Source organism: Rhodococcus sp. 06-462-5 (assembly GCF_002258315.1).
GTDB lineage: Bacteria > Actinomycetota > Actinomycetes > Mycobacteriales > Mycobacteriaceae > Rhodococcoides.
In genome coordinates this window covers 39,717-63,574 of sequence record NZ_NOYD01000011.1, presented here as the reverse complement: position 1 = coordinate 63,574, position 23,858 = coordinate 39,717, and the positions used below count along the sequence as shown (strand labels likewise).

General features: G+C 65.3%; 26 protein-coding genes, 4 tRNA genes, 1 pseudogene and 1 riboswitch. Of the genes and pseudogenes, 12 read left to right on the top strand and 19 right to left on the bottom strand.

Features of this window, described 5'->3' with window-relative positions:
- The 3 genes and pseudogenes from CH251_RS27815 to CH251_RS05820 form a co-directional block, all read right to left on the bottom strand.
- A pseudogene (locus tag CH251_RS27815) lies at positions 1 to 105 on the bottom strand (acyl-ACP desaturase); the annotation flags it as partial.
- A 271-nt stretch (positions 106 to 376) separates the two neighbouring features.
- Positions 377 to 452 (bottom strand) — tRNA-Lys (locus CH251_RS05825).
- Positions 453 to 519: 67 nt separating this feature from the next.
- A complete protein-coding gene (locus CH251_RS05820) occupies positions 520 to 1,773 on the bottom strand; it encodes a lipase family protein (protein ID WP_094612305.1) in 1,254 nt (417 codons plus the stop codon).
- Between the two features lie 641 nt (positions 1,774 to 2,414).
- Here CH251_RS05820 and CH251_RS05815 point away from each other — a divergent pair.
- From CH251_RS05815 to CH251_RS27700, 6 genes are all read left to right on the top strand, one after another.
- Positions 2,415 to 3,083 carry a TetR/AcrR family transcriptional regulator gene (locus tag CH251_RS05815; RefSeq protein WP_094612304.1) on the top strand — a complete coding sequence of 223 codons (669 nt, stop codon included), beginning with the start codon at positions 2,415 to 2,417 and terminating at the stop codon, positions 3,081 to 3,083.
- 79 nt (positions 3,084 to 3,162) lie between these two features.
- A tRNA-Glu gene (locus CH251_RS05810) sits at positions 3,163 to 3,235 on the top strand.
- Positions 3,236 to 3,359: 124 nt separating this feature from the next.
- A tRNA-Asp gene (locus CH251_RS05805) sits at positions 3,360 to 3,433 on the top strand.
- 56 nt (positions 3,434 to 3,489) lie between these two features.
- Positions 3,490 to 3,566: transfer RNA gene (locus tag CH251_RS05800), tRNA-Phe, on the top strand.
- 84 nt (positions 3,567 to 3,650) lie between these two features.
- The gene (locus CH251_RS05795) at positions 3,651 to 4,220 is read left to right on the top strand and encodes a DUF6584 family protein (protein WP_094612303.1); all 570 of its coding nucleotides are present in this window, start codon (positions 3,651 to 3,653) and stop codon (positions 4,218 to 4,220) included.
- 84 nt (positions 4,221 to 4,304) lie between these two features.
- Positions 4,305 to 4,607, top strand: coding sequence for a hypothetical protein (locus CH251_RS27700; RefSeq protein WP_094612302.1), 303 nt, complete (start codon positions 4,305 to 4,307; stop codon positions 4,605 to 4,607).
- Positions 4,608 to 4,619: 12 nt separating this feature from the next.
- Here the strand turns inward: CH251_RS27700 and CH251_RS05785 are convergent, their stop codons facing one another.
- Together CH251_RS05785 and CH251_RS05780 are read right to left on the bottom strand one after the other, a co-directional pair.
- Entirely contained in the window at positions 4,620 to 4,919 is a 300-nt protein-coding gene (locus CH251_RS05785; RefSeq protein ID WP_094612301.1) for an ANTAR domain-containing protein, read from the bottom strand.
- A gap of 90 nt (positions 4,920 to 5,009) precedes the next feature.
- A complete protein-coding gene (locus CH251_RS05780; protein ID WP_094612300.1) occupies positions 5,010 to 5,594 on the bottom strand; it encodes a helix-turn-helix domain-containing protein in 585 nt (194 codons plus the stop codon).
- 98 nt (positions 5,595 to 5,692) lie between these two features.
- On the opposite strand from CH251_RS05780, the gene CH251_RS05775 reads away from it, so the two are divergent.
- On the top strand, positions 5,693 to 6,820 hold the full coding sequence (locus CH251_RS05775; RefSeq protein ID WP_256978855.1) for a hypothetical protein: 1,128 nt from the start codon (positions 5,693 to 5,695) through the stop codon (positions 6,818 to 6,820).
- Here the strand turns inward: CH251_RS05775 and CH251_RS05770 are convergent.
- The 5 genes from CH251_RS05770 to CH251_RS05750 all read right to left on the bottom strand — a co-directional run bounded on the left by CH251_RS05770 (position 6,747) and on the right by CH251_RS05750 (position 10,787).
- Positions 6,747 to 7,664 carry a pseudouridine synthase gene (locus CH251_RS05770; RefSeq protein ID WP_094612299.1) on the bottom strand — a complete coding sequence of 306 codons (918 nt, stop codon included), beginning with the start codon at positions 7,662 to 7,664 and terminating at the stop codon, positions 6,747 to 6,749. The genes CH251_RS05775 and CH251_RS05770 overlap by 74 nt on opposite strands.
- Before the next feature lie 89 nt (positions 7,665 to 7,753).
- Positions 7,754 to 8,749: an NADP-dependent oxidoreductase gene (locus tag CH251_RS05765; protein WP_094612298.1), complete on the bottom strand. Its 996-nt coding sequence runs from the start codon at positions 8,747 to 8,749 to the stop codon at positions 7,754 to 7,756.
- Positions 8,750 to 8,759: 10 nt separating this feature from the next.
- A complete protein-coding gene (locus tag CH251_RS05760; RefSeq protein ID WP_027495882.1) occupies positions 8,760 to 9,185 on the bottom strand; it encodes an organic hydroperoxide resistance protein in 426 nt (141 codons plus the stop codon).
- Positions 9,182 to 9,640 carry a MarR family winged helix-turn-helix transcriptional regulator gene (locus CH251_RS05755; protein ID WP_094612297.1) on the bottom strand — a complete coding sequence of 153 codons (459 nt, stop codon included), beginning with the start codon at positions 9,638 to 9,640 and terminating at the stop codon, positions 9,182 to 9,184. Before CH251_RS05755 ends, CH251_RS05760 begins: the two co-directional genes overlap by 4 nt.
- Positions 9,641 to 9,737: 97 nt before the next feature.
- The gene (locus tag CH251_RS05750; protein ID WP_094612316.1) at positions 9,738 to 10,787 is read right to left on the bottom strand and encodes an iron-siderophore ABC transporter substrate-binding protein; all 1,050 of its coding nucleotides are present in this window, start codon (positions 10,785 to 10,787) and stop codon (positions 9,738 to 9,740) included.
- A gap of 250 nt (positions 10,788 to 11,037) precedes the next feature.
- Here CH251_RS05750 and CH251_RS05745 point away from each other — a divergent pair, with 250 nt between their 5' ends.
- Entirely contained in the window at positions 11,038 to 12,120 is a 1,083-nt protein-coding gene (locus CH251_RS05745; protein WP_094612315.1) for a 3-deoxy-7-phosphoheptulonate synthase, read from the top strand.
- Here CH251_RS05745 and CH251_RS05740 read toward each other — a convergent pair.
- On the bottom strand, positions 12,117 to 12,737 hold the full coding sequence (locus CH251_RS05740; RefSeq protein WP_094612296.1) for an alpha-ketoglutarate-dependent dioxygenase AlkB: 621 nt from the start codon (positions 12,735 to 12,737) through the stop codon (positions 12,117 to 12,119). The genes CH251_RS05745 and CH251_RS05740 overlap by 4 nt on opposite strands.
- A gap of 58 nt (positions 12,738 to 12,795) precedes the next feature.
- On the opposite strand from CH251_RS05740, the gene CH251_RS05735 reads away from it, so the two are divergent.
- On the top strand, positions 12,796 to 13,221 hold the full coding sequence (locus CH251_RS05735) for a VOC family protein (protein WP_094612314.1): 426 nt from the start codon (positions 12,796 to 12,798) through the stop codon (positions 13,219 to 13,221).
- On the opposite strand, the gene CH251_RS05730 is transcribed toward CH251_RS05735, so the two are convergent.
- Both CH251_RS05730 and CH251_RS05725 read right to left on the bottom strand, forming a co-directional pair.
- Positions 13,214 to 14,239, bottom strand: a complete 1,026-nt coding sequence (locus CH251_RS05730; RefSeq protein ID WP_094612295.1) for an AraC family transcriptional regulator — start codon at positions 14,237 to 14,239, stop codon at positions 13,214 to 13,216. The two genes, CH251_RS05735 and CH251_RS05730, sit on opposite strands and share 8 nt — an antisense overlap.
- Positions 14,236 to 15,408, bottom strand: a complete 1,173-nt coding sequence (locus CH251_RS05725; RefSeq protein ID WP_094612294.1) for a pyridoxal phosphate-dependent aminotransferase — start codon at positions 15,406 to 15,408, stop codon at positions 14,236 to 14,238. The genes CH251_RS05730 and CH251_RS05725 overlap by 4 nt, the downstream gene beginning before the upstream one ends.
- Positions 15,409 to 15,470: 62 nt before the next feature.
- On the opposite strand from CH251_RS05725, the gene CH251_RS05720 reads away from it, so the two are divergent.
- Positions 15,471 to 16,457 (top strand): TIGR03560 family F420-dependent LLM class oxidoreductase, encoded by a 987-nt coding sequence (locus CH251_RS05720; protein WP_094612293.1) that lies wholly within the window; start codon positions 15,471 to 15,473, stop codon positions 16,455 to 16,457.
- A gap of 16 nt (positions 16,458 to 16,473) precedes the next feature.
- On the opposite strand, the gene CH251_RS05715 is transcribed toward CH251_RS05720, so the two are convergent.
- From CH251_RS05715 to CH251_RS05705, 3 genes are all read right to left on the bottom strand, one after another.
- Positions 16,474 to 17,142 (bottom strand): DUF3239 domain-containing protein, encoded by a 669-nt coding sequence (locus tag CH251_RS05715; protein WP_094612292.1) that lies wholly within the window; start codon positions 17,140 to 17,142, stop codon positions 16,474 to 16,476.
- A gap of 40 nt (positions 17,143 to 17,182) precedes the next feature.
- Positions 17,183 to 18,838: a DNA repair helicase XPB gene (locus CH251_RS05710; protein ID WP_037187427.1), complete on the bottom strand. Its 1,656-nt coding sequence runs from the start codon at positions 18,836 to 18,838 to the stop codon at positions 17,183 to 17,185.
- 88 nt (positions 18,839 to 18,926) lie between these two features.
- Positions 18,927 to 21,218, bottom strand: coding sequence for a helicase-associated domain-containing protein (locus tag CH251_RS05705; RefSeq protein WP_094612291.1), 2,292 nt, complete (start codon positions 21,216 to 21,218; stop codon positions 18,927 to 18,929).
- A gap of 61 nt (positions 21,219 to 21,279) precedes the next feature.
- On the opposite strand from CH251_RS05705, the gene CH251_RS05700 reads away from it, so the two are divergent.
- A complete protein-coding gene (locus CH251_RS05700; protein WP_008719333.1) occupies positions 21,280 to 21,468 on the top strand; it encodes a hypothetical protein in 189 nt (62 codons plus the stop codon).
- A gap of 78 nt (positions 21,469 to 21,546) precedes the next feature.
- Here the strand turns inward: CH251_RS05700 and CH251_RS05695 are convergent, their stop codons facing one another.
- The 3 genes from CH251_RS05695 to CH251_RS05685 form a co-directional block, all read right to left on the bottom strand.
- A complete protein-coding gene (locus tag CH251_RS05695) occupies positions 21,547 to 22,158 on the bottom strand; it encodes a resuscitation-promoting factor Rpf1 domain-containing protein (protein WP_094612290.1) in 612 nt (203 codons plus the stop codon).
- Positions 22,159 to 22,166: 8 nt separating this feature from the next.
- Positions 22,167 to 22,374, bottom strand: a riboswitch (cyclic di-AMP (ydaO/yuaA leader).
- A 269-nt stretch (positions 22,375 to 22,643) separates the two neighbouring features.
- A complete protein-coding gene (locus CH251_RS05690; protein WP_094612289.1) occupies positions 22,644 to 23,018 on the bottom strand; it encodes a YccF domain-containing protein in 375 nt (124 codons plus the stop codon).
- 3 nt (positions 23,019 to 23,021) lie between these two features.
- Positions 23,022 to 23,240, bottom strand: coding sequence for a hypothetical protein (locus tag CH251_RS05685; protein ID WP_094612313.1), 219 nt, complete (start codon positions 23,238 to 23,240; stop codon positions 23,022 to 23,024).
- Between the two features lie 198 nt (positions 23,241 to 23,438).
- Here CH251_RS05685 and CH251_RS05680 point away from each other — a divergent pair, with 198 nt between their 5' ends.
- Positions 23,439 to 23,855, top strand: a complete 417-nt coding sequence (locus CH251_RS05680; RefSeq protein WP_008719325.1) for a cold-shock protein — start codon at positions 23,439 to 23,441, stop codon at positions 23,853 to 23,855.
- The last annotated feature ends 3 nt before the right edge of the window (positions 23,856 to 23,858 follow it).

Here is a 23,858-nt window from a genome sequence, read left to right as displayed (position 1 = left end):
GTGAGGGTGCCACTCCCGCGCCATCGAGATGTGACGGTTCACATTGTCCTCGGCAGTGGGCACCAGCTCTTGCAGAAGCTCGAGCTGTGTCAGATCCCTCGCCATTAGATCGCCTCCATAGATTGCGTACGACCGGTCCAGCTTACGGCACCGTAGGTTCGGTGTGAACCTCGTCGCGGCTGTTCACTTGCTGTTCCGGCGGTCGTGATGTTCGGTGTCGATCGGCGCGAAGTCTCCCCGAAGCGCCGATCCTCCGGCCGGCCTTCGCGAGTTCACGACCGCTGCAGTTCCCCCTGCACGTCGCTCGGTCTCGGCCGATCGTTACTCCCGAGTGTACGTTCCGGACAGGTGTGATCACTGTTACCCGGACGGTGTGTGGTGCCCCCAGTAGGACTCGAACCTACGACCTGCGGATTAAAAGTCCGTAGCTCTACCAACTGAGCTATAGGGGCGCGGCTCGAAAGTGTAATGGGCCGCGCAGCACCGACGGGCAGTACCCCCGGCAGTGGTGTCGACCGGTCAGCGTCCGAAGCTGCTGCATCCTCTCGGCACCGGAATGCCGGCCAGCCGGTCGTCGATCCAGGCGTACGCGCCGGGAATGCCGCTGAGCGCGACGATCAGGTGTTCACCGAGATACTCCTCCAGTCTGACGTTCGCACCCTGAGCGCACCATTCGTCGTAGAGGGTCTCGGCTCCTTGTCGAGGAATCCAGAACTCCTGTTGTCCCTGGTAGATCATGGTGGGGGTGGTGGGCGCGAGGTCGCCGCCGAGACGGGTTGCGGCGATGACGCTCTCGGCGATCTCGGTGCGATCGACATTCGGAATGTCCGAGAGCGCCTGCGCCGGGATCGGGGCCACCACTCCACCGGGAGCGAGCAGCCCGACACACATGTCCTTGGCGATCGTGGCCAGACGCAGTCCGTTGGCGTTCATGAGCGAGAACAGTTCGGGGTACTCGCGGGCCACCCCGAGCGCTGCGGAGAGGAAGAGCGTCGACGCGGCCGTTCCGTTCATCGACGTCAGCAGAATCCGGTAATCGGTGGGCGGACCACCGAACGCCGCGCCCACCAGATTGACGTCGGGCGCGTACGTGGGGGCCAATTGTGCCGCCCATCCTGTGGCGATCGCCCCACCCGAGTACCCCGTCATGGCGATGGGAGACGACGCAGGCAGGCCGAGCTCGGGCAGTCGAACCATGGCTCGGAGGGCGTCGAGCACCGCGTGCGCGGCCATGCGTCCGGCGGCGTAGGCCTGCCGTGGCCCCTCGTGATCGGTGACGACGACGGCGTAGTTCTTGACCAGGAAGGCCTGCACAGCCGGTATCTCCCGGGCGAGCCCGCGAGGGAGCAGCCAGGACGGCGCACAGGTGTTGCCGAGTGAGTTGATGGCCATGTTGTATGCCACGACGGGTCGGGTCCCGGCGCCGGTCCACGGTGCGACCGGCACGATCACGGTGGTGGCCGCAGCGACGGGACGGTCCTTGGAATCGTTGGTGCGAAACAGGATCTGAGTCGAAGTGACCGGCGTGAACAGCGGTCCGACGGTCACTTTTCTGGTTGCGAGCACCGACCCAGGAGGTTGTTGTTCGTAGTCTGCGGGCGGATCGAACCAGGGCTCGCCCAAAGGGGTGGGCAGATAGAGGGCCGGGTCTGCGACGGGGGCCACGAAGTTGCCCAGTGGGTCTGCAGCCGCCGTGCCGGTTGTCGACAGAGCGAGCACGGACACCACGAACAGGGCTGGGATGGAACGAAATACGCGAATCGATACCTTCATGGCATTCACTCGTTTCCGATCGGCAGAACTCCCCATGTGGTGCATGTCACAGTAATTCAGCGCGGGCGCGAGCTCGGTGCAAGTACGGGAACGTGTCGAAAACGTTACCGACCGGTCCTTCTCATATCGATTACCGTGCAATGGATTTGACCGATGTTGCGTAGCGGTCCTGGTGTATTCGATTGTCGAACAATAGATTCGAAATGCTAACGAGCAAGGTGAAGTAGTTGTGGCTCGAGATCCCTTATCGTGAAATGTAATTCGGATTTCAACCGAAAGTGGGTGGTGTGCTCGACGCGACGCGGTCGATGCGTCGACCATTCGATTCGGGGAACTCGGATGCCGCCGACGGTGAGTCGGTCGGGGTGTGATCCGGCGCGGCCGGCCCCGAAGAAATACCGCCCTGCCGACGGTTGTGGACCGAGCGGAAAGCGGCTCGAGTGCGCACCCCCTGCAGCGCACTCGAGCCGCGCAGATCATACCATCCGGCTTGTTTCGGTTGCCTAATCGATTTTTCCGACGGGTGTGTGTGTCGAAGCGAACCGTAGGTGAGTCGACTCACGTGTCGTTCGGGTGAAGTACTCTCTATCTGTACTACCTGCGGATACGCAGGGCGCTTGGGGCTCGGAGGCACGGAATACATGGCACAACAAGAGCGCGCACGGCGGACCCGGGCTGCCATTGTGGAGGCGGCGGCGGCGGAATTCGCCAAGCGTGGATACGCAGCGGCATCCGTCAACACCATCTTGGAGGGCTCCAATGCCACCAAGGGTGCGATGTATTTCCATTTCCAGTCGAAGGAAGATCTGGCCCGAGCCGTTCTCGGGGCCGGACTGGATCGGTACGTCGCCATCACGGAGAAGTGGGCCGACACCACCGCTCATCCGTTCTACGTCATCCGCGGGATCGTGGACGACATCGCGCAGAACTTCCAGAACGACGTGATCGTGCGCGCCGAGTTCCGGTTGATCGTCGAGCCGGAGTTCTACGCGGAGGTGCACTCCGGGGGCGGTCGCGTCTGGGGAGCTCAAGGTCACAAGCAAGCCGAGCGCGCTCTCGCGATGGGCGACCTCAAGCCGGAGTTCGACGCAGCCAAGTTCGTGCGGGTGCTTGCCGCGTCGATGGCCGGTCAGCGGTACATGTCGGATCTGGTCGCCGACAACGCAGATCTGCGCGAGCGGTTCGAGGAATCCGTCGAGGTCGTACTGCTCGCCATGGCGTCCGAGCGTTGGCTCGCCGAGTTCAAACTGCACGGGTGGGAGCACTACGGCGAAAACTGCGCGAAAACCACCTCTGACCTGCCGGTTTGAGATTTGCAGCGAAAGTGTCCTAAGCTATCCCAGCTCCCAACGGAACGCCGTTGAGGGTAACGTCGAAGCAGTTCGGCGGGCCCCCTTCGTCTAGCGGCCTAGGACGCCGCCCTTTCAAGGCGGTAGCGCGGGTTCGAATCCCGTAGGGGGTACGTAGGAAGAGATCGGATTGACAATCCGGTCGGCAGTACAGCATTCTTCGTCTCGCTTCCCGCGTGATGCGGATTTGCAGTTCGGAGAGTTGGTGCGCTAGAAATAGCGCGGCAACAACAGCAAGGCCCTGTGGCGCAGTTGGTTAGCGCGCCGCCCTGTCACGGCGGAGGTCGCGGGTTCGAGTCCCGTCAGGGTCGCAACATCGGTACGAAGGTACCGACATTGCGATGGCATTGTTTCACCGGTGCCGCCCGGCCAGGTAGCTCAGTTGGTACGAGCGTCCGCCTGAAAAGCGGAAGGTCGCCGGTTCGATCCCGGCCCTGGCCACCACGGTGTTGGATCGACAAGCACGATGAAAGCCCCTTCCGGTTGTCCGGCAGGGGCTTTTTCGTATGCACGAGTTATTGTCGACGCGTGGACGTGATCGATCGAGCGCAGGAGGATCTGGCGCGCGGAGACAACATCGCTGCTCGCGATCGGCTGGTCGGTGCCTTGGTTCGGAACCCCACGTCGCCCGGCATTCTCGAATTGCTCGCGTACACGTATCTGGTGCTCGGCGATCGCGCGGCGGCCGGAGCGGCATGGTTCCTCACCGACAAGTCCGACGACGATCCAACGGCGTCCGCTGCGTTCGCCGCACTGGAGAAGCAGTACAGGTCGCCTCTGATGATGGCGCGGGCCCTGCCCATCCACGCGCCCTCCGACTGGTATCCCACCCGCGCTCGGATTCGGCTGGAGCGGCTGGGAGCCACGATCGAAGCCAACGGTCAGCAATGGGTGCCGCCGAGAGACGTCGTCTACTTCGACGAGGACGGGCTGAACTCGGACGACTTCTACGCCTCGGACGGCGATCAGGACGACTCGGAGTACGACCGCACAGGATCGAGTTACCGAACGGTGCGGCAGCGGGCCATCGCCGCGACCATCGTCATCGCCATTGCTGCCACGTCGGCATCGGTGGTCCTGGCACTCGTCTTCGGGTGACGTCGGTTCACGGACGAAGCGTTCGGCACCGAGCGTAGAGTCGCGAAAGAATTTCCGGCCGACGATCGAGGGTGACGAGTTTTCATGGGCACAGCGAACGGCGCGGCGTCACCGGCTCCGCGAGACGACAACTATGCCGTCAACCTCGAGCAGGCGAGGGTGTTCGCGAGAGGACTGGCCGAACACATCGAGACGTGTTCGGCGTCCATCGAACAGGCACAGTCCAAGGCGTTTCGAGCTCGCGCGGACCGCGCCGAATCGCGTGCCCGAGCGTTCGAGTCCGAGGCGTCGACGCTCCGCACCGAGCTCTACGAAATGTACCGACACATCGATGCGATGACGGCGCGCTTTCCGGAGCTACGCAGCGATCCATCCGTTCGCGGCTGAGTCCCGGTTCGATCAGACGGCCGCGGTATCTGTGACCAAGCCGAACGTCGTCTCCGCGCCTCGACGGCCGAGTGCCGAGCCCCACACCTCGTACACCGCGTCGGTGGCCGAGGATCGCTCGATATCGCGGCCCTCCGCGACGGTGATGAGCGTGCGAGAAAGCTCGAACAGACTGACCCGGTGATTTCTCGCGGTCGTGAACAGCTCGTCGATGGCGTCGGCAACGGATCCACCGTGGATCCCGATGAGCACACCGGTCGCGATGTCCACGTGAGTGCGAGATGCAGGCGATTCGGGCAGTCTGTCGGTCATCTTTTTCCTCGAGATGGTGTGGTCGGTGCGGATGACCGAAGTGGATCCTGGCGTCGAGCGGGCTTCACTGTCTCACACGGACATGACATTTCATACCGTCGGTTTCGCCCGCACGTGCATCCGCTCACCCTGGGGTCCGAACAGGCTCAGCAGCTCCACCGGCCGGTTCCCGACGGCACCGAACCAGTGCGGCACACGAGTGTCGAATTCGGCCGCCTCACCGGCCTTCATCGTCAGATCGTGCTCACCGAGAATCAGGCGCAGGGTGCCGTCCAAGACGTAGAGCCACTCGTACCCTTCGTGCGTTCTGGGGCGAGGCTCGGAGTCCTCGGGTCGGACCAGAAGTTTGTACGCCTGCAGGCCGCCCGGACGCAGCGTCAGGGGAAGGATCGTCACGTGTTCGCGAACGGTGGCCGTGGTGCGCACCCGAGGGTCCGCTACGGGCGGCGCAGTCACCAGATCGTCGAGTTTCATCTGATGGGCCCGAGCGATGGGCCACAGCAGTTCGAGGCTGGGCTTGCGATCACCGGACTCGAGTCGCGACAGGGTGCTGATCGAAATTCCGGTGGTGTCGGACAGCGATGCCAGGGTGGTGTTCTTCTCCATCCTGATGCGCTTGAGGCGGGGACCGAGGCCCGCGATGACCTCGTCCAGGCTGGTGTTCGATTCTTCCATGACACCATTGCAGGTTCAGCAACGAGATTTGTCAAACCCGGAAACAGTGACGTGCGAAAACCGCCCGTGAACGACGGCAGACGGCACATACTCGATCGATGACCGGTCGTTCGGGGGCCACACATCGCCGAGGCATGATCCGCGATGCCTACGGAAGTCCCGCATCCGAGGCGTTCATGGTCGTCGCCATTGCGACGATTCTGATCACCAGGGCGTACCTGGAGTTGACCCACTACCCCCAGGTGGGTGGTAAGTCGCTCCACATCGCTCATGCCCTGTACGGCGGCGCGGCGATGATGTTGGCGCTGCTGATCGGATGGATGTTCATCGGGTTCGGCGTCCGAGTGTTCACCGTGCTGCTCGGGGGAATCGGATTCGGGCTTTTCCTCGACGAAGTCGGCAAATTCGTCACCAAGGACAACGACTACTTCTACGGACCCTCGTCGGAGATCATGTACGTCCTGGTGGTCCTGCTGTTGGTGTTCAGCAGGATCGTCCGGGAGTTCCGCAAGCCCTCGGTCGACGAATCGCTGGCCAACGCGGCTGCGATCGCCGCCGATGGCGTCGCGCACGGCCTCCCCGAGCATCGACGCGACTGGGCGCTGCGGATGGTCACGCGGGCCGAGGCGGAGGGTGCCGACGCGGACACCGTGGCCGGAATCAGACTGTTGCTCGGTCGCTGTCGTCTGTCGACGTCGCGTACCCACTCGCTGCGGAACGCTGTTCCCCGGCTGATTCCCGCCTTCTTCACCAGCGCCCGGTGGATTCCCGTCGTCGGCTGGGGGTTGGTCCTGATCTCCGGGGCCGGGGTGGTGTTCGGGATCGTCGAGCTCGTCATCGGCGACCTGCACATCGATCGGCGCGACCTGACGATCGACATCGACGGAATGGGGATCGCAAGCGGGATCCTGTTCGTCAGTGCCTGCCTCACCTTCGCCACGGCGCTACCGGCGATGCTGTGGTTACGTGCTCGAGGACCGCTCTGGCCTCTGCGTACCCTCCGAGTGTCCGCGTTGATCTTCACTCTGCTCAACGCCCTCGTGGACTTCGCTCAGGAGGGATTCGCCGCGCTGGTGAACGTTGCGATCGGACTGTTCGCGCTCGCGGTCATCTCACATCGCATCACGGTCCGCACCGCCGAGATGGCCGAGGTCACGGCCGAATCTGCTGCAACGCAGGTGGATCGAGACTCCGACCGCTCTCGAACCGTCGAACCAGGCCGCTGAGCGGATCGACGAATTCGACCGAACGCGCCAGCAAGCGGAGCGGGTCGGTGTAGTCGTCGTCGGCGACATCTCGGAACGAGGGATAGAAATTGTCGCCGACGATCGGAATTCCCAACGAGCACAGGTGAACTCGAAGTTGATGCGTCTTGCCGGTTCGAGGATGCAATCGGTACAGGCCGTGGGCTCCGAACGTGTCGACGAGCTCGACGAGTGTTTCCGCGTTGGGCTCGCCGGGTACCTCGCGGGCCTGGAGAACGCCGCGCTCCTTGATGATTCGACTGCGTACTGTCAGCGGGAGTTCGAGGTCCCGGGCGAGTGGCGCGATCGCGTCGTACTGCTTGGTGATCGCGCGTTGAGCGAACAACTCCTGGTACGGCCGGCGAGCCTGCGCCCTGACGGTGAACACCAGAACCCCGGCGGTGAGCCGGTCCAGGCGATGCGCCGGACTCAGCTCGGGCAGGTCGAACCGGCGCCTCAGCAGGACCAGCGCAGAGCGCGCGACGTAGGCACCGCGCGGGGTGGTGGCCAGAAAGTGCGGCTTGTCGACGACGAGCAGGTTCTCGTCGCGATGAAGGACGTCGAGGGAGAACGGTACCGTCGGCTCCACCGGTGGGTCGCGGTAGAGGTATATGTCCGCTCGCGGTCTCGCGACGGTCGTCGAATCGACGGGTACGCCTGCCGCGTCGACGATCTCGCCGCCCGCCACCTTCTCGGTCAGCCTGGCCGCGTCCTGAGGGAACCTGGCACACAGGTACTCGAGCACCGTCGCCCCGGTCGCGACGTCGGGCATCCGCACCCGAGTGGGATCGAGGCCGTCGCGCAACGGGAGGGGAGCGGCGGGCATACACCGACTGTAATCGGTGGGGCATGGAAACACCCCGGCCGGAAATTCCGGCCGGGGTGTGGTCTGCGGTGACACCGTTCGGGGTCGACCTAGATGGTGACAACCATCTTGCCGGTGTTCTCGCCCTTCATCAGGCCGATGAACGCCGAGGGGGCGTTGTCGAGACCGTCGACGACCGTCTCGTCGAACTCGATTGCGCCGCTGGCCAGCCACTCGGTCATCTTCGCGCGGAATTCCTCGGTGAGGTGCGCGTAGGAGCCGACGATGAAGCCCTTGAGCGTCAGTTCCTTGCCGATGGCGAGGGCAAGGTTGCGCGGTGCCGGTGTCGGTTCGGTCGAGTTGTACTGAGCGATGGCTCCGCACATGGCAATTCGGCCGTACTTGTTCATCGAACCGATTGCGGCCTCGAGGTGCTCGCCGCCGACGTTGTCGAAGTACACGTCGATGCCGTCCGGTGCTGCCTGTCGCAACTGCTCGGCAACCGGGCCGTCGTGGTAATCGAACGCCGCGTCGAAGCCGAGCTCGAGCAGGCGAGCCACCTTGGCGGGGGAGCCGGCACTGCCGATGACCCGAGATGCACCGAGCGCCTTGGCGATCTGTCCGACGAGCGATCCGACTGCGCCTGCAGCGCCGGAGACGAAGACGACGTCGCCCTCCTTGAACAAAGCGACTTCGGTCAGTCCGGCGTACGCCGTCGTGCCGGTCATTCCGAGCGCGCTGAGGTATGCGGACGCCTTCGCTGCCGAGAGGTCGACCTTGCTTGCGCCCTTCGCCGGAACGACGGCGAGATCTCGCCAGCCCTTACCGTGCAGGACGGCGTCGCCGACAGCGAAACCCTCGGCCTTGGATTCGACGATCTCGCCGACGGCACCGCCGTCGAGTGGTGCGTCGATCTGGAACGGCGGGACGTACGACTTCACGTCGTTCATCCGGCCGCGCATGTACGGATCGACCGACATCACGATGTTGCGGACGAGGATCTGCCCGTCGGCGAGTTCGGGAAGGTCTACGACCTCCGCGCGAAAGTTGTCTTCCGTCGGCCAGCCTTGTGGGCGGGACGCGAGGTGAATTTCGTGTGCCTTCAAGGGATTTCCTCTACTCGTCTTCGGTGACTGTGACGGTGACGTCGATGTTGCCGCGCGTGGCGTTGGAGTACGGGCACACCTGGTGGGCCTTGTCGGCCAGAGCCTGGGCGTTCTCGCGGCTCAGATTCGGCAGCGTCACCTCGAGGGTGACGGCGAGCTGGAAGCCGCCCGCGTCGTTGGGGCCGATGTCGACGCGAGCGCCGACGGCCGAATCGGTGACGTCGGCCTTGTCCTGACGTGCCACCATCTGCAGTGCGGAGTGGAAGCATGCGGCGTAGCCGGCGGCGAAGAGCTGCTCGGGGTTGGTGCCGTTGCCGCTGCCGCCCATGGCCTCCGGGATGGCGAGGTCGAGGTCGAGCCGTCCGTCGGAAGTGCGGGCGTGGCCGTTTCGGCCTTCACCGGTGGCCAGTGCTTCGGCGGTGTAGATCGTCTTCATGATGCTCCTTCTGTCTTGCCGGAATCGGTGTGATGCAAGGCGCTCGTCAATGCGTCGAGCGACTCTTTGAGCTTGACCAGATCGTCGACGTTCATGCCGGTCTTCTCGGCCAGCTTGCGTGGAATGTCGAGTGCCTTTGCGCGCATGGCACTTCCGGTCTCGGTGAGGTGGATCTCGACGCGGCGTTCGTCGGTGCTCAGGCGTCGGCGCTCGATGAAACCGAGGCCTTCGAGTCGCTTGAGCATCGGCGACAGCGTGCCGGTGTCGAGATCGAGTTCGGCGCAGATGTCCTTGACGCCGCGCCCGTCCTGTTCCCACAGCACCAGCAACACGAGGTACTGCGGGTACGTGACGCCGAGCTCGTCGAGCATCGGGCGATACACCGCGGTGGTAGCCCGCGAAGCGGAGTACAGCGCGAAGCACACCTGACGGTCGAGTGCGAGTTCGTTGGTCACTCCAAGAACAGTAGTGCACGGTTAAGTTGTGCGCAACCTACCTGTCCGATGTGAGTGGAACTTCGTAGCCTGCTACGAAGTTCCACTCACGTGGGGGTCAGCTCTGCAGGGCGTTCTTCAGGCCGTCGAGCACGATGGTTGCCGCCGTCGGACCGGCGTTGAGGTACCACGGGTCGTCGTCGACTCGGACGATGTGGTTCTCGGTTGCCGCGCTCATTCCGGTCCACAGCGGGTTGGTGGTGTACGACGCGGCGCTCGAATCGGCTCCGGCGTCCTGGCTGGAGACGAACACCCAGTCCGCGTTCGCCAGTTGAATTTCTTCCTCGCTGAAGTCCTGCGAGGTCTTGTCGAACTGCTGGCTTTCCGGGCGCGCCAGTCCGGCGTCCCAGGCGATGTATCCCGCGAACGACGGGATACCGAACACACGTGCCCGATCGGCGGTGAAGCGGACGAACGAGACCGTCGGCGCGCCGCTGCCGGCAACCGAATCACCCAGTGCTGCAGCGTCGGACGTGAAGGTGTCGATGAAGCTCTGCGCTTGCTCGGTGCGGCCCAATGCGTCGGCGAGAAGGAGGAAGTCCTGCTTCCAGTTCACTCCGGTGCCCTCGGTGAGTACGGTCGGCGCGATGGTCGACAGCGTCGAGTAGATGTCCTCGGAGCCCGCCTTGTTCGCCAGGATGAGGTCCGGTTCGATGGCCGCGATCGCCTCGATGTCGACTTCCTGCCGGTTGCCGACGTCGACGAACTGCGACATGCGATCCGCGTACTGCGGGAACGAGAAGCTGATGTAGTCCGGGACCAGTGCGGCACCGTCTCCGTAGGCGACTCCGGTGGGTACGACGCCCAGAGTGAGGGCTGCGTCGAGCTGACCGGTGGCGATCACGACGATCTTCTTCGGTTCGGCAGGGATCTCGGTGGAGCCGCCGAAGTGGCCGACCGTGCGGGGGAACACGCCGTCCGCGGCACCCGAACCCATGCCGTCGGGGATGCCGGTGGGGCCGGGCGCATCCGTGGCGGTGTCGTCGGAGGAGGTGGCCGACGCCGTGCTGGTGGAGGGGGTGGCCGTCTGCTCGGCGGTGCCGCCGCAGGCAACGGTGGTCAGTGCGGTGACCGCGGCGATCGTGGTGGCCAGGAGTAGACGTTTCACTTCGTTCTCTTTCACAGATCGGACGTAGGCAGGTAACGCTAGCCTAAACCCCGGTTGGCGGTGATCCGTGATGTGCGCATCTGCTACGGTGCTCTCATGCAGCGCACGTATTTCTGGTTTAGCAGGCCGGCCCCGGGTGGGTCAGCCAGCGACGCCATGCGCTGACCTTCCACCCCACGAGCCGGATACAGACCGGCTCGAAGTGCGTGTGGAGCATGAAGAGTCGGCCTGGGAACAGGAACGCCCTCTCATGACACTCTCTCTCGACACCCCACCTCTCGACGATCAGCGGACCATCAGCATCAGTCCGCTGGTTGCTCCGTCGGTGCTGCGCCGCGAACATGCTGTGGACGACGCGATCTCGGCCACCGTTCGTACCGGGCGCGCCGGCGTGGTCGACGTGCTGGACGGCCGCGACGATCGGCTGATCGTCGTCGTGGGCCCGTGCTCGGTGCACGACACCGCCGCGGCTCTCGACTACGCCCGACGCCTCGCGGCCAAGGCTTCCGAACTGGGCGATCGCCTGCACATCGTCATGCGGGTCTACTTCGAGAAGCCGCGAACGACGCTGGGCTGGAAGGGTCTGATCAACGATCCGCACCTCGACGGCAGCTTCGACATCAACGCCGGTCTGCGCGTGGGACGTCAACTGCTGCTCGATATTTCCGCGCTCGGTCTGCCGGTCGGGTGCGAGTTCCTCGACCCGATCACCCCGCAGTACATCGCAGACCTGGTCAGCTACGGCGCAATCGGTGCGCGGACTGCGGCCAGTCAGGTGCATCGTCAGCTGTGCAGTGCGTTGTCGATGCCGGTGGGGATCAAGAACTCCACCGAGGGCGACATCCAGGTCGCGGTCGACGGCACCCGCGCTGCGGCCGCGAGCCACGTCTTCCCCGGCACCGATCTCGACGGCCAGGCGGCTCTGATCCGGACCGTCGGAAACCCGGACTGCCACGTCATTCTGCGCGGCGGCGTCGACGGCCCCAACTACGACGCCGAATCGGTCGCCGATACCGTTGCGCGACTGCGCAAGTCGGGCCTCCCGGAACGAATGATCATCGACGCCAGCCACGGCAACAGCCGCAAGGACCACAACAAGCAGGTCGATGTGGTCACCGACGTGGCAGCGCGGGTTGCGGCAGGCGAACACGGCATCGTCGGTCTGATGCTCGAGAGCTTCCTGGTCGCGGGCCGTCAGGATCTCGAACTCGGCCACCGGGACGAGCTGGTGTACGGGCAGTCGATCACCGACGCCTGCCTCGACTGGGACACCACGGCAACGCAATTGGACACACTTGCGGCCGCGGTGGAGAAGCGCCGGGCCTCGCGCTAACGGACGCCGCGCGGTCGGAACTGGACGCTGATGCGTGGGCCGATCGCGCGGGTGGACTTGGGAATCGCGTGCTCCCACGTCCGTTGGCACGAGCCGCCCATCACCACCAGGTCTCCGTGACCGAGCGTGAACTTCAGCGACGTTCCGCCGCCGCGCGGTCTGAGCATGAGTTGCCGTGTGGCACCGAGCGATACGATCGCGACCATGGTGTCCTCGGTGGCGCTGCGACCGATGTTGTCGCCGTGCCAGGCGACGCTGTCGGATCCGTCGCGGTAGTAGCACAGTCCGGCGGTGGCGAAGGATTCGCCGAGTTCGGTGCGGTAGTGATCGTCGAGGGCATCGCGTGCGTCGTACAGTGCTGCGTCGGGCCAACGCTCGCGCTCGGCGTAGAACCGAACCAGGCGCGGCACATCGACCACGCGGTCGTACATCTGCCTGCGCTCGGCCCGCCAGTCGACGGCGTCCACCAGTGAATCGAACAGGTGGGTATCGGCCAACCAGCCCGGGCGAACGTCCACCCACGCCCCGCGGGTGAGTTCGCGACGGGTGACGGACTCGAGCGAGCCGACGCCACCGTCGGCGTCACCGAACAGAGAGCCTTGCATCGCGAGCGACATGGATCGACTGTATCGAACAGGTGTTCCCATTGCCAGCGACCGGCGGTATCGTGCCGTCATGGGATACGGATTTCAGGTCGTCGTCGACAGTGCGACTCCGCACGCGCTGGCGAAGTGGTGGGCGCAGACACTGGGCTGGCAGGTCGAACCCATCGACGAGGATTTCATTCGTGAGATGGTCGCCGCGGGGCACGCCCGCGAGGAGGACACGATCACGTTCGAGGGCGTTCTGGTGTGGCAGGCGGGTGCGGGCATCGTCGATCCCGAGTCGCCCGGTTCCCCGCGCGTGCTGTTCCAGTCGGTAGCCGAACCGAAATCGGTGAAGAATCGGTTGCACCTCGACATCCGCGTCGGCGACGAGCGCGAGACGGTGGTCGCCCAACTCGAGGAACGGGGTGCGTCGGTACTGCATCGAGCACATCAGGGGCCCAGTTTCTGGATCACCATGACCGATCCCGAGGGCAACGAGTTCTGCGTCAGTTGAGTCGGTAAGCGCCGGGGGTCTGGCCGGTCCATCGCTTGAAGGCCCGTCGGAAAGCGCTGGGCTCGGAGAACCCCAAGCGGGTCGAGATGTCGTCGACGCTGTCGCCGCGGCTCAGCCCGGAGATCGCCGCATCGCGCAGTACTTCTTCGCGCAGTTGGTTGATGGAGGTGCCCTCCTGCCGAAGAATGCGTCGCAGGTGTGGTGGGCTGATGTTGAGCATCGCTGCGATTTCCTCGGTTCCCGGTGCCCCACCTTTGAACCCGGTTTCCAGAGCGCGGCGAACCTGGCTCGACGCAGTGCTGTCGTAATCTCGGGACGAGAACAGCAGATTGGGCGATTCCGCGAGATACTCCGCCAGAGTCGCCTCGGTCTGCACGATCGGTGCCCGCATCACCGCGCTGTCGAATTCCAGTGTGGCGCGGTCGGTTCCGAACTCCACGTGAGTTCCGAAGATGGCGTCGTACATCTTTCCCGCTTCGGGTCCCGGCAGCGGGTAGGGCAACTGCACCGACAGAAGTTTGACCCGGTTTCCGATGAGCCACGCCGCGAATCGGTGCAGCAGAATCAGCAGGAAGTCGGTCAGCAGACGCTCGGCGAGTTCGTTGCCTTCCGGGCTCAGGTGGGTGGTGGGGGTGACGTGCACCGTCAACACCGTGGATTCCTCGGTTCGGTCCATCGTCATCGGACGCACCGGGATCAACACCCGCATGGTCTCGGACATCCGAACCAGCGCAGCCCACAGGTTCTCGGTGTGTATGAGCGTTTGACACACCACGCGAAAGCTCCCGCGCCGCACCGGTACTGCTGCGAGGCCGAACAGTTCGTCGCCGGTCATCGTCCAGACCGCCTGGGTGAACGCGGTGACCTGCCGGGTGGTCAGCCGCTCCGCCGGGTTGTCGAGGATGGTGGCACCGATGCCTGCCATCGACAGCGGGTAGGTCAAGTCCACCCCGCTCTTCGTCGCGAGGTCGACGGCCTGCCTGACGAAGTAGGCCGGGATCGTCGGTTGTGCATTCACAACTTCCGTAGCCTCTCGGCCGCGTCGGCGAGAACCTCGTCTTGCTTGCAGAAAGCGAAGCGCACCAATGATTTCCACGGAGCGGGCTCGTCGACGAACGCCGTCACCGGAACCGCCGCGACGCCGACCAGGTCCGGTAGGGCGCGGCAGAATTCGTAGGCGTCACCGCGCCCGATCGGGGCGATGTCGGCACAGACGAAATACGTTCCCGCGCTGTACTTCACATCTGCTCCTGCGGCGGCGAGTGCGGCCGAGAGCGTGTCCCGCTTGCGTTGCAGGCCGTCGCGCATCGCGGCTATCCACGCCTGTTCGTGCTCGAGCGCATAGGCCACAGCCGGTTGGAAGGGAGTGCCGCCGACGAAGCTCATGAATTGTTTGGCGGCGCGGACGGCGTCGATCAGTTCTGCAGGGCCAAGAGCCCAGCCCGTCTTCCACCCGGTGGCGTTGAAGGTCTTGGCGGCACTCGACACGGTGACGGTTCGCTCGAACATCCCGGGCAGGGTCGCGATCGGCGCGTGTACGCGGCCGTCGAAGACGAGGTGCTCGTAGACCTCGTCGGTGAGAACCAGCAGATCGTGTGTCACCGCGATGTCGGCGATGCGCATCATGGTGTCGCGGTCGAAGACCGTGCCGGTGGGGTTGTGCGGAGAATTGACGATCAGCATGCGCGTGCGCGGCCCGATGGCGCGTTCGAGGGCGTCGGTGTCGACGGTCCACCCGTTGCCGTCGGCGACCAGCGACACGGCGGTCCGGGTGGCACCGGCGAGAGCGATGGCGGCCGCGTAGGAGTCGTAGAACGGTTCGATCAGCAGGACGTCGTCGCCCGGCTCGATCAGCCCGAGGAGGGACGCCGAGATCGCCTCGGTGGCACCGACGGTGACGAGTATCTGCGAATCGGGGTCGTAGCTCACACCGAATCGGGCCGACCGGTCCTCGGCGATGGCAGCGCGCAGCACCGGCATGCCGGGGCCGGGGGAGTACTGGTTCAGGCCGCTCGCGATGGCCTCACGCGCGGCCTCGAGCATGGCCGGGGGACCGTCGGTGTCGGGGAAGCCCTGCCCGAGGTTGACGGCCTTCTTCTGGACGGCGAGTGCGGTCATCTCGGCGAAGATCGTCGATGCGAACGGGCGCAACCGTGCCACTGTGCGCGAGGGGTACAACTCGGACATTCCTGCAGCGTAGTTCACAGACGGCAGCCGGTCGTTCGCCCTGCGTCTGTACTGTGCCTGTCATGCGATTCGGATTGTTCGTGCCACAGGGGTGGCGTCTCGATCTCGTCGGTATCGACCCTGCCCTGCAGTGGAGTGCGATGCGCGATCACGCGCTCGCCGCCGAGGCCGGTCCATGGGAATCGCTGTGGGTGTACGACCACTTCCACACCGTTCCCACCGCGACCGACGAGGCGACGCACGAAGCCTGGTCATTGATGTCCGCTCTGGCCGCAACCACCTCGCGGATCAGGCTCGGGCAGATGTGCACGGCGATGGCGTACCGCAACCCGGCCTACCTCGCCAAAGTTGCTGCCACCGTGGACATCGTTTCCGGCGGCCGCGTCGAGATGGGCATCGGCGGCGGCTGGCACGAGCACGAGTTCCGCGCCTACGGCTACGGGTTCCCCTCTGCCGGAGAACGATTGGGCAGGCTCGACGAGGGCGTGCAGATCTTCAAGCAGGCATGGACGGCCGGAGAGGTGTTCCTCGACGGCAAGTACTACGAGATCGACGGTGCCGTGGTGCGACCCCTACCGTTGGAGGAGGGAGGCATTCCGCTGTGGATCGCGGGCGGCGGCGAGAAGGTGACTCTGAAGATCGCCGCGAAGTACGCGAACTACACCAACTTCGACGGAACCCCGACTGGTTTCGCCACCAAATCTGCTCTGCTGCGCGAGCACTGCGCAACCGTGGGTACCGACTTCGATGCCATCGTGCGCTCGGCGAACTACAACGTCGCCATCGGCGCAACCGAGGTCGAGGTGGAAGACAGACTGCGCGCGCTCGAGAGTCGACTGACCGAGTACGTGGGTGCCGAGAAGGCGCACAGCGCTCTCGACGCGTACCGCGGCATGCCCGCAGTGGGAACTCCTGAGCAGATCGTCGAGAATCTGACGGCGCTGCAGGAACAGGGGATGACGTACGGCATCTTCTACTTCCCCGAAGCGGCCTACGACCGCTCCGGTATCGAACTCTTCGAGCGGGAGGTGATCCCTGCCCTGGCCTAGATCGTTGTTGCAGGCTTCAGTGCAGGTCGTCGGGAAGATCCGCAGGATCGATCAGCAACTGTTGGTTCTTGGCCGTGCGGACCTTCTCCGACAGACCGATGTTGGCGTGCAGCAACGCCCACTCGCCCTCGGTGATCTCCCGGGCGGCGCGTGCGAGGACCGTCGGATCGCTCGTTCCCCATGCGATGGGCATCGCCGAGGCCAACTGCCACGTTCGCCCGCCGGTGTTGCGGCCACGATCCGCGAGAACCGACACTGCAGGCACCTGCGCGCCCCGCTCGACGGCGTGGCCGGGGAGCGCGCGCACGACGCGGGTGATCAACACGTAGTGCGGCTCGTCCACCTCCGGCTTCGCGATGTCGACCAGGGCCAGCAGTATCGCTCCGACCGGTAGCTTCTCGGCCACCACTGCCGGCACCAGATCGCCTGCGGCATATTGCGATTCGATGGAACCCATCTTTCGGGGTGCCCACAGCATCACCCAGAGCGAGGTCGCTGCGCCGATCAGGAACACCGCGCCGAGGATGTACGACCACGGGGCCGCGATCCAGATGAACCAGGCACCCAGCGCGATGAGGAACACGGCGGTGAGTGCTGCGGAGGACCGCAGCCGACGAAGCTCGGTGAACGTCTCGTTGACCGACTTCGCGTGGGCTACGTCTACGGGGAACTCGAACTTGCGCACACAGGTATTCCTAGCACGGCCGTCGAGTGGACCCGAAGTCTCAGATCGCCGGACCGAGCAGATCGTCCGCGTCGGTGATGCGGTAGGCGTAGCCCTGTTCGGCGAGGAAACGCTGACGGTGAGCCGCGTACTCGGCGTCGAGGGTGTCGCGGGAGACCACCGAGTAGAAGTGCGCCTGACCGCCGTCGTGCTTCGGCCTGAGCAGTCGTCCGAGGCGCTGCGCCTCTTCCTGCCTGGAGCCGAACGTTCCCGAAACCTGCACCGCCACGGAGGCTTCCGGAAGGTCGATCGAGAAGTTCGCCACCTTGCTCACCACGAGCGTCTGGATCTCGCCCTTGCGGAACGCGTCGAACAGCACTTCACGTTCCTTGTTCTTGGTCGAGCCCTGAATGACCGGAGCGTTCAGCGCTTCACCGAGCTCGTTCAACTGGTCGAGGTACGCGCCGATGACCAACGTCGGAGCGTCCTGGTGTTTGGCGAGGATCGACTTCACGACGGCGATCTTGGTGTGCGCCGTGGAGCACAGCTTGTAGCGCTCTTCGGGCTCGGCGACGGCATACGACATGCGCTCGGCATCGGTGAGGGTGACGCGAACCTCGATGCACTCGGCCGGCGCGATCCAGCCCTGTGCCTCGATGTCCTTCCACGGTGCGTCGTACCGCTTGGGTCCGATCAGCGAGAAGACGTCGCCCTCACGGCCGTCCTCGCGGACGAGGGTCGCGGTCAGGCCGAGGCGGCGACGCGACTGCAGATCGGCCGTCATGCGGAACACCGGCGCGGGGAGCAGATGCACCTCGTCGTAGATCACCAATCCCCAGTCGCGGGAATCGAAGAGTTCGAGGTGCTTGTACTCACCCTTGGTACGACGGGTGATCACCTGGTACGTGGCGATTGTCACAGGGCGAATCTCTTTGCGTTCTCCCGAATACTCGCCGATCTCCTCCTCGGTGAGCGAGGTGCGTGCGATGAGTTCGCGCTTCCACTGCCGACCGGCGACGGTGTTGGTGACCAGAATCAGCGTGGTCGCCTTGGCTCTGGCCATCGCGGCTGCGCCGACCATCGTCTTGCCCGCGCCACAGGGCAGCACGACGACGCCCGAGCCGCCGGCCCAGAACGAATCGGCCGCCATCTCCTGGTAGTCGCGTAGCGTCCAGTTGCCGCCCTCGGTGTCGAGCTCGATGGGGTGGGCTTCGCCGTCGACGTAGCCGGCGAGGTCCTCGGCAGGCCAGCCGATCTTGAGCAACATCTGCTTCACGTGGCCGCGTTCGGACGGATGCACGATCACCGTGTCCTCGTCGACCATCGCGCCGAGCATGGGCGCAATCTTCTTGTGGCGCATCACCTCTGTGAGCACGGCGCGGTCCAGGCTGATGAGCACCAGACCGTGGATCGGGCTCTTGACCAACTGCAACCGGCCGTAGCGCGCCATGGTGTCGACGATGTCGACCAGCAGCGGCTGCGGCACCGCGTAGCGCGAGAAGTTCACCAGCGCGTCGACCACCTGCTCGGCGTCGTGGCCTGCGGCACGCGCGTTCCACAAGGCCAGCGGGGTGATGCGATAGGTGTGCACGTGCTCGGGGGCACGTTCGAGTTCCGCGAACGGTGCGATGGCCGCCCGCGCTGCGCCCGCGAGTTCGTGATCGACCTCGAGCAACAGCGTTTTGTCGGACTGGACGATCAGCGGGCCGTCGGTCACGGTTCCTCCTAGAGACATCTGCTGCGCCCGAAAGAGCGCAACTTCTCCATTGTCCACAGGTAGGGGCGTGCGTGCACGTGAGCCCGGTCTACTCGACCAATGCGACCGAGGTGATCCGGTGCAGGGTGAAGCGCCGAACCCCACCGGTGGCGGGGTCGAACGCGTCGAGTTGGCCGCCGCCGATGCTGATCGGATCGACGATGCGGTGGGTCGCCACGCCCTGGGCGTCGACGTAGCCGATGCTCACGCTCCGTTTGACCTTCGCCGCGGTCTGCAGCAGCGTCATCGTCGCGGTGCTGCTGGCCCGAGATCCGTCGGCGCGCACCACCGCGCCGCCGTTGCCTGCCGCCCTGTCGGCAGCGCGCATCCCGCGCACCAATGAACCCAGCTGTTCCTCGGTGGGGACGGCCGGGGTACGGAACGCCTGGCGTGGCCGCCTCGCCGATACCCTCGATCCGCGGGCACGCAGATCGACGATGGTGCCGGACGAGTCCTCGCCCGCAGGCGCGAATCCCGCTCCGGCCAGAACCGTGAGCACCTCGGCGAGCGGGGCCTGAGAGATCGCGACGGTCGGAGCCAGTGCTCGCAGGGCCAGCGATTCGGCTGCCGGGGACGCCATCACCTCGGCCAGCAAGGCCGGGTCCTCGCACCGAACGAACGACGCGGCGACGCCTGCTCGCAGGCGGCCGTGCCGACGAGCCACGTCGTCGATCAGATAGGTCAAGGCCTGCGGCACCGGAGTTCGCGAGTGGGTGGCGAACAACGAGTGCAGTTCGGAGGCGGTCAGTCCCACATCGAGGGCGCGGCGCAGGCTGGTGTCGCTGATCCGGTACATCGTGGCTGCGCCCGCGGACTCCACATCGGCGACCAGTTCGATTCGGTCCTGCAGGTCCGGTTCGAGCGGGCCCGGTGCCACCAGGGTGAGGTCGGCCTGCACCAGGACGTAGTCGATGGGCTCGGGCAGGGCCGCACGCATGTCGGCCTCGGCATTGCCGTCGTGCAACAGGGAGCGGCCGGGGGTCGAGATCGCTCCACGGGCGACGATGCCGAGAGCCGTTGCTTCGGCGAGAACGTGTCCGACGGGTGTGACGCCGAAGCGCCCGGACCACCGGGGTCGACGCCACGCCAGGGTGCGGGCGAGGTCGGCGGGCTGCGCTGCGTGTCCGCTGCCGAGTTCGGCGAGCAATTCCAGGATCATCCGTCGATCCCGCGGTGCGGCCGGAGAGCGGACCTCCTCGGACAGGGCGGCGATGGGTTTGTCGTTGGGGTCACGCATCCCGATGACCCACGGTGCTCGCGGCACTTCGAGCCAGGCGGCGGCGAGGGTGTGCCAGCGGGCCGCCGGGGCTGCGGTGAGCCATGCGTCGACAGCAGGGGTCGGTGCCCAGTAGTCGTCGCCGTTGTCGGACGCAGGCACCGGGTCCGGTGTTCCGCTCGAGATGAGGTGGGCGGCGGCCAGCAACTCGACGAGGATGCTCACTCGATCGTCGTCGAGGCCGGTCGCCTTGGTGATCTTGCGGAGCTCGCGCACGCCCAAGCCGCCTGCCTTGAGGGCGGGTGCAGGCGAGGCCGACAACGCCTCGAGCACGGCGACGCAGTGTCGGTTCAGCTCGAGTGCCTCTCCTGCGGCAGCGGCGTCGACATCGGCGAGCGTGTGGGTGCTGGTGGCGAGCTTGGGTTCGGCGAGCGAGCGCGGGTCCGACATCGGTTCGCCGCGCAGGATCTGCCCGACCTGGACGGGAAGCTCGACGGTTTGCTCGTCCAACCAGATCAGCAGGCCCGCGGCGAGCAGTTTCTGGACGGGTCGATCCGGCGGCGTGCCAGGCGCGGCGTCTCGGGTGCGGCCGGTCGGGGACGATCTGGCGAGGGTGTCGAGAAGGCTGCGTTCGCCGTCGCCGAGTTCGGCGAGAGCCGCGGTGATGTGCGTTTCGGTGAGGTTGTCCACCGGGTCGAGTGCTCGGCCGATGCGCCACGGCACCGCGTCCGCTGCTGTGGCGCTGATCCGGAAGCCTGCTGCGTCACCCCACACCAGCAAGCGTTCGCGCAGCTGGGCCAGTGCCTTGTCCACGCTCTTGGCCGGTGCGCGTTTGGCGACAACAGCCAGCAGCGCGGCGCGGGTGACGGGCCGCTCGTACGCCTCTTCGACGGCGAGGATCTCGAGGACCGTCAGGGCGAGGGTGTCGAGGGTGTCCGCGGTGTGCAGGATCGACCGGCGCTGCTCGGCCCGTCCGGCCAGGACGGCCAGGGATGCGGGCGGCGGCGCGGTCAGATCCGGACGCAGCGACATGGCCTTGATCAGCTCGGCGTCGCTGCGAGCTGCGATCCACTGAGGTAGATCAGGGGGCGTGTCGGTGTGTCGGTGCGCAGTCGTGTCGGTCATCGTCTATCAGATTAGAGACCTGGGCTGGTGCTTGCCGCAGGGCAGGTGTCAAAATAGGCGCATGGTGAACAAGTCGAAGAAGCCCTACGTCGATCCAGGCTGGCCGGAAACCGCTCGCGGTGACCACGCGGTGACCGAACTCTCGTCCGCGCGATCGGGTGGCTTGTCACCCTTCGGCGAGGACACCGAGTTCCCGCTGCCCGTCGAAGACCTGCCCTATGCCCATCCGGTGACCGTGGTCAATCGCTAGCTGCGGCCCTCGAACACGAAAAAGCCCCCGACGATCCGTCGGGGGCTTTTTTCGTACGAGCTGAACCGTCGCGGGCGTTTACTGGGGCAGGAATGCCTTGTTGGCCTGGTAGAAGTTCACGATCTGCGGATCGAGCTGGATGCCCTGGGCCGCGTTCTGCACGAACGAGGCGATCTGCGGATCGTTGGTGATGTTCTGGACGGCGGTGACGATGCCCTCGACGACCTCGGCCGAAGTGTCGACTGCCGGGATGGACGCCAGATCGGGCAGCGCGGGAACTTCCGGTGCCTTGGGGGTGACCGGAACGCTGCGCTCGGTGGGCGCGCTGTTCAGTCCGAGGCTCGAGGAGCAGGACGGCCATGCGCCCCAGCCCTGCGAGTCGAGGACCTTCTCTGCGACTGCGATCTGCTCTTCGCGGCTGGCCTGGTTGGCCGTGGCCGCGTACTGCTGGCCGCCGTGTGCGTTCCAGGTGCTGGGGGAGAACTGCAACCCGCCCTGGTAGCCGTTGCCGGTGTTGATGCCCCAGTTGCCGCCGGCTTCACACTGTGCCAGGCGATCCCAGTCGGAATCCGGTGCCGCGTTGGCGGTGCCGGTGAAGGCGATGCTTGCGGTGCCCATGATGGCTCCGGTTACTGCGACCTTTGCGACGGTCTTGCCAGTGGTGCTCGGCTTGCGATGACGTCCGCTCATACGAGTTGAAATCCTCTCCACACGCGCCTGCGAGGTCAGCTGTCGGGTTCGGGCTGAGAGGTAGCCCGGCCTTTTCGCTCACTCCTGCGAGTGGGCAATTGGGCTTCACCCCAAGGGAAGTCGGTGCGGCTTCGTGAGTCGCTACAACTTCCCGGTTGTCCGTGGAGGACGTGGGTCCCCCGTCCTCGTCCCCTGGGTGATCGTCGAGGGTGTTCCGGTTCCCGCGGGACGAGGTTTGGCGCTGCGGGCCGGAATTCGGCCGAACTTTCCGGCCGCTGCTGACCGTACTGAAATTCCCGCCTTACGTCACTATTTGGTAACTGTCGATTTCGGGGCGTCGTCGAGAGCGCATTTTGTACCTCTTTCGGGTGTCTCGAGTCGGCCCAGCTAGTGGACGTGCCGGGCATTGAACCCCTGTCCGTTGCCAGTCCGTTACCGGAGCGTGATGTGATGGAAGTCACATATGTGTCGGCCGGTTCGGGAGGTCACCGAACGGCAACGATGTCCTTGCCGAGGGGCATCAGGGATACGGGAATCATCTTCAGGTTCGCGATCGCCAACGGAATGCCGATGATGGTGATCGCCATCGCGACGGCAGTGATCACGTGAGTCAGGGCCAGCCACCAACCGGCCAGAATCAGCCAGAGCACGTTTCCGACGAGCGCGCCGGATCCGGACCCCGGCTTGTCGACGATGGTCGACCCGAACGGCCACAGCGCGTAGACGCCGATGCGGAACGACGCGATGCCGAACGGGATGGTCACGATCAGGATGCACAGCAGCAGTCCGGCGAGGAAGTAGCCCAGCGCCAGCCACAGGCCGCCGAAGACCAGCCAGATGACGTTCAGAATCAATCGCATGGTCTACCGCGCCCGTCGTCCGGATGTCAGCGCGTACACCAGGGCCAGCACGAAGCCGGTCGGCGCGGAGAACATCGCCGTCAGGTACAGCCCGAGTGGGGGCTTGGCGTCGGAGAAGATCGGAAACATCAGGATCGCGACGATGGCGACGAGGCCGATCGCGAACAGGGCCAGCGCGATGCGCAGCAGAGCGGTGCTGCTCTTACGGGTCGTTGTGTCCACGTACACCACGGTAGTGGGAAGCGGGGCACTGTGAAGAGCGTGGTGTGGGGAACAACTCGAATGCTCTATCCGGGCTCTCCGCGCTAGACTGATGTATTCGCGTCCTACGTTCTCGTGGGGCGCGAAACTTGTGCGGGCCGAACATCGGTCCCACGAACAACGCAACTATCGACAGCAACAGATGAACGGGTGAGCTCAGTGCCGACCGGCAAGGTGAAGTGGTACGACGTCGACAAGGGATTCGGATTCCTCTCGCAGGAGGAAGGCGAGGACGTCTACGTGCGTTCCTCGGCGCTGCCCGAGGGCGTCGAAGGCCTCAAAGCCGGTCAGCGAGTCGAGTTCGGGATGGCCGCGGGCCGTCGCGGACCTCAGGCGCTGAGCCTGAAGGTGCTCGAGCCGGCACCGTCGGTTCGTCAGAACACCGGCAGCACCCGCCGCGAACCCGTCGAGCGCAAGCACACTCCCGACGAGCTGCACGGGATGGTCGAGGACATGATCACGCTGCTCGAAGCGACCGTGCAGCCCGAGCTCCGCAAGGGCAAGTACCCGGACCGCAAGATCGCACAGCGGATCTCCGAGGTGGTCCGGGCCGTCGCCCGCGAGCTCGACAGCTGATCC

Coding starts and splice junctions, on each gene's coding strand:
- CH251_RS05760 (WP_027495882.1), bottom strand. CDS start 9,185: ATGAAGACGATCTACACCGCCGAAGCACTGGCCACCGGTGAAGGCCGA.
- CH251_RS05705 (WP_094612291.1), bottom strand. CDS start 21,218: ATGACCGACACGACTGCGCACCGACACACCGACACGCCCCCTGATCTA.
- CH251_RS05725 (WP_094612294.1), bottom strand. CDS start 15,408: ATGTCCGAGTTGTACCCCTCGCGCACAGTGGCACGGTTGCGCCCGTTC.
- CH251_RS05780 (WP_094612300.1), bottom strand. CDS start 5,594: ATGGAAGAATCGAACACCAGCCTGGACGAGGTCATCGCGGGCCTCGGT.
- CH251_RS05820 (WP_094612305.1), bottom strand. CDS start 1,773: ATGAAGGTATCGATTCGCGTATTTCGTTCCATCCCAGCCCTGTTCGTG.
- CH251_RS05745 (WP_094612315.1), top strand. CDS start 11,038: ATGACACTCTCTCTCGACACCCCACCTCTCGACGATCAGCGGACCATC.
- CH251_RS27700 (WP_094612302.1), top strand. CDS start 4,305: ATGGGCACAGCGAACGGCGCGGCGTCACCGGCTCCGCGAGACGACAAC.
- CH251_RS05720 (WP_094612293.1), top strand. CDS start 15,471: ATGCGATTCGGATTGTTCGTGCCACAGGGGTGGCGTCTCGATCTCGTC.
- CH251_RS05775 (WP_256978855.1), top strand. CDS start 5,693: ATGACCGGTCGTTCGGGGGCCACACATCGCCGAGGCATGATCCGCGAT.
- CH251_RS05815 (WP_094612304.1), top strand. CDS start 2,415: ATGGCACAACAAGAGCGCGCACGGCGGACCCGGGCTGCCATTGTGGAG.
- CH251_RS05770 (WP_094612299.1), bottom strand. CDS start 7,664: ATGCCCGCCGCTCCCCTCCCGTTGCGCGACGGCCTCGATCCCACTCGG.
- CH251_RS05735 (WP_094612314.1), top strand. CDS start 12,796: ATGGGATACGGATTTCAGGTCGTCGTCGACAGTGCGACTCCGCACGCG.
- CH251_RS05690 (WP_094612289.1), bottom strand. CDS start 23,018: ATGCGATTGATTCTGAACGTCATCTGGCTGGTCTTCGGCGGCCTGTGG.
- CH251_RS05740 (WP_094612296.1), bottom strand. CDS start 12,737: ATGTCGCTCGCGATGCAAGGCTCTCTGTTCGGTGACGCCGACGGTGGC.
- CH251_RS05785 (WP_094612301.1), bottom strand. CDS start 4,919: ATGACCGACAGACTGCCCGAATCGCCTGCATCTCGCACTCACGTGGAC.
- CH251_RS05695 (WP_094612290.1), bottom strand. CDS start 22,158: ATGAGCGGACGTCATCGCAAGCCGAGCACCACTGGCAAGACCGTCGCA.
- CH251_RS05700 (WP_008719333.1), top strand. CDS start 21,280: ATGGTGAACAAGTCGAAGAAGCCCTACGTCGATCCAGGCTGGCCGGAA.